Consider the following 3,410-nt stretch of genomic DNA (forward strand, 5'->3'; position numbering starts at 1 on the left):
CAGGTAAAGATCAGAAAATAGCTATTATAGTTGCATATGGAAGTCCTACTATTAAAGAGGATTTTAAGGTGTTTAATGAAAAATATAATTTAAAATCAACAAAGTTACATATTTTGTACCCAGATGGCAAACCAACTACAACATCGCCTAATTGGGCTAATGAAACCTCATTAGATGTAGAATGGGTACATGCATTAGCTCCAGAAGCTAATATCATGTTAGTAGTTGCAAAATCAGACTCAATCGATGACCTTATGAATGCTGTTGATTATGCTTCAAAGGTAGATGCACATGTAATTTCTATGAGTTGGGGTTGTTATGAATTTCAAGAAATGTCCACTTATGAAAGTCACTTTGAACAACCTAATACAGTTTATATAGCTGCTACAGGAGATTCTGGGACAGGAGTGCAATGGCCTGCTGTTTCTCCAAATATTTTAGCCGTAGGAGGAACTACGCTTGTATTAAACCCTAATGGATTTTTAACAAAACAAGAAACTGCTTGGTACGCTTCAGGTGGTGGTATAAGCAGTTATCAATCAGAACCTGAATACCAGAAAGAATATGGTATTAATTCAAATAATTACAGAACAGTTCCTGATGTATCATTTTGTGCAGATCCGAGTAATGGCGTATCTATATATTCAAGTGCAACAGGGTGGGCTTCTGTGTGTGGTACAAGCTTTGGATCGCCAGCTTGGAGCGCATTTATAGCCATTGTAAACCAAAATAGAAATACACCATTATCTAACATTCACAACAAACTCTATCAATTAGCCGAAGGAGAGAATTATTCTAGTAATTTTAGAGATATAGTCTCTGGTAGTAATGGAGCTGATATTCTTAATTATGCTCATGATGGCTATGATTATGTAACTGGTTTAGGTAGTCCATTAGAAGATAATCTTTATGATAGTTTGATAGATTAACAAGAAATCTTTATTTAAGCCAGAATAGTACATATTATGTTTAAATAAATTGTTACGATAATTTAAAAATGCCAATTACATACAAGTATACAAATATTGGTGTTTTATTTTATATAATTCCATTGGTACATGTATTAATTATAAAGACCATTAAATTAAATGACGATTTACGTTTAATGGAAATTTTAAAAAAAGAGGAGAATTGTTTATGATTAAGAAAAGTAAATTGAAAGCAATAACAGTAGCTATGGCTCTAACTTTATCAATTACATCTCAGGCTATGGCTGCACCTTCAAAAATGGCAACTAGCGGTTCAATAGATCTAACTAATGCACCAATTAATTCAGGCATAACTCCATTTACATCAGTATCTGTTGGAGGCGGAACATGGAATTATGGAACTTCACTAGTTCCTAAATTTCTTCATTTCGATAAGAAAGTATATTCAAATTATCTGCACGCAACAAAGAAACATCATTCTTCATGTTCAATAGGAGGTCTATTTAGTACTAGTGGTGTTACTGCTGCAAAATCTATGTCAGCTTCAAGTGCTGTTGGTAAAACAGGTGACGCTACTGTCGCAAATTGGGACGTAGATTAATATCGTGAAAAAATCCTAATTGCTTAATTAAATTATTAAAATAGAAATCCTCATTTTAAAAAATGGGGATTTCTACATAAATGATTGGCATAGTGAACTGCCATAACATTATTAATTTATATAAGGGAGCTTGTTAATTTTGAAAAAGATAATAGTAATTTTTCTTATTTTTTTATCTTCTTTTTCGTTTATTATAGCTTATAATAAAACAGATAAAGAAGAAATTAACAATATAGAAAATGTTGAAAAAGGAATAGCTAAACAATTTGTAATTCCAAATGATAGTATAATTTCTAGTCCTGAAGCGTTGTATCCCATATTGTTTGAGACTGCAAATGAATGCAAAGTTAATATTTTCAGAACTAATATAAGTTATATGTCAAACGATAAAGTGAAAATTACAAAATATATATTGCTAATTAAAAACACATCTTTTTATGATGTCTTTAGGCTTAAAAACGGCAGGTTATTAAATGAAAAAGATACACAGAAAACAAATTTATTTATGTCCACATCGAATACTCATGATAAAAATCAGATAGGAACTATTAAGGATTTCGGAAATAATAACATGGTCATGGTAAAACCCCTTAATACCTCTTACGAAAGCTTACCTGTCAATGGTCAGTATTTTGCAGAAGTATCCGATGAAAAAGCATTTAATGCATTTATTAAAATTTTTGTTGGTAAAGTCAATAAAAATATTAAAACCTCATTCACCCCTGAAGATTTTACGGAAAATTCAAATGCCATGGGAGCTCAATCATCTTCTTCCGTAGTAGTTTTACAATATATATACTATGTAAGTATTTTTATTGTTTTAATTTTACTTATCTATTATATTTTTAATGAATCAAAAAAAATAGGCATAATAAAAATGCATGGTGTATCCAATATACGTGTGTGGTTCATAATAGTTGGAAGATTAGTGACTATTATTTTTGTTTTATCCATAGTAGGATCACTAATACTAACTGTATTTGTAAAAGATACAACGTTTAAATTTGTTTACAGTACTATTTTATATCAGTTAAAAAATTATGTAATAATGATATCTATTTCTCTTGTATCATATTTATATATATTGAATATTAAGGTAAGTCATATAATTAAAAATAAAAAAGACACGAATGGTATATTTTTTTTAAACATGATCCTCAAAGTTGCTTGCTCAATAACTTTGATACTTTTATGTGCTTCAGTCTTAAACCAGTACGGAAATATACATAAGAAACAAGAATCATTGAAGAATTGGAATTATAGCAAAGATTATGGCGTTTTTTATCCGCTAGATATAGGTAATAACCAGCAGGATATGAAAAATAATCTTAAAATATTCTTTTCTAGTACAAACGGACAACTTTATAATATTTTCGAAAAAATGGGATCTTTATTAATTAATGCACGAGTCTATGAAGAAACAAGCCTTCTTTTAAACAAGGATTATACTGGTATAAAATCACTAGTAGTAAATACTAATTACTTGAGACAATTCCCGGTTTATGATATAAATAATAAGATTGTTACTGTGTCAGATTATACAACTGACTGGGTTTTATTGGTGCCCATGAAATATCATAATAAAGAAAACGAAATAAAAGAATTCTTTGAACAAGACAGGAGAGATTCTGTGGATTATGAAAAAAACTTTTTTAATATAAAAGCTTCAGATGATATAAAGAACCAACATATTAAAATTATCTGGGTGGCAAATAACCAGAAGATATTTAGTTTCAATCCAGAAGTATTTAAAACTGAAAACAATACTATATTGGAACCAATAATACAAGTTATAACAACAAAAAACAGTCTTATGGCTGATAGATCATCTATTTTAGGAGGTGGTTGCACAGATCCATTAAAAGTGAAATTGATAAACA

General features: G+C 29.6%; 3 protein-coding genes. All 3 read left to right on the forward strand.

From position 1 onward, the window contains the following. Nucleotides 1-929, forward strand: a 929-nt coding sequence (locus ACJAX4_RS23020) for a S53 family peptidase (protein WP_435791773.1), incomplete at its 5' end; no start/stop codon positions are given. A 208-nt stretch (nucleotides 930-1,137) separates the two neighbouring features. After that, nucleotides 1,138-1,530 (forward strand): lactococcin 972 family bacteriocin, encoded by a 393-nt coding sequence (locus tag ACJAX4_RS23025; RefSeq protein ID WP_435791774.1) that lies wholly within the window; start codon nucleotides 1,138-1,140, stop codon nucleotides 1,528-1,530. A gap of 139 nt (nucleotides 1,531-1,669) precedes the next feature. Next, nucleotides 1,670-3,410 (forward strand): bacteriocin-associated protein (locus tag ACJAX4_RS23030; RefSeq protein ID WP_435791775.1); only part of this gene is annotated, 1,741 nt, incomplete at its 3' end.

Source organism: Clostridium sp. (genome assembly GCF_051278035.1).
In the GTDB taxonomy this organism is placed as follows: domain Bacteria; phylum Bacillota; class Clostridia; order Clostridiales; family Clostridiaceae; genus Clostridium_AD.

Excerpts from the sequence above, each read along its gene's own strand:
- ACJAX4_RS23025 (WP_435791774.1), top strand. The coding sequence starts at position 1,138 with ATGATTAAGAAAAGTAAATTGAAAGCAATAACAGTAGCTATGGCTCTA.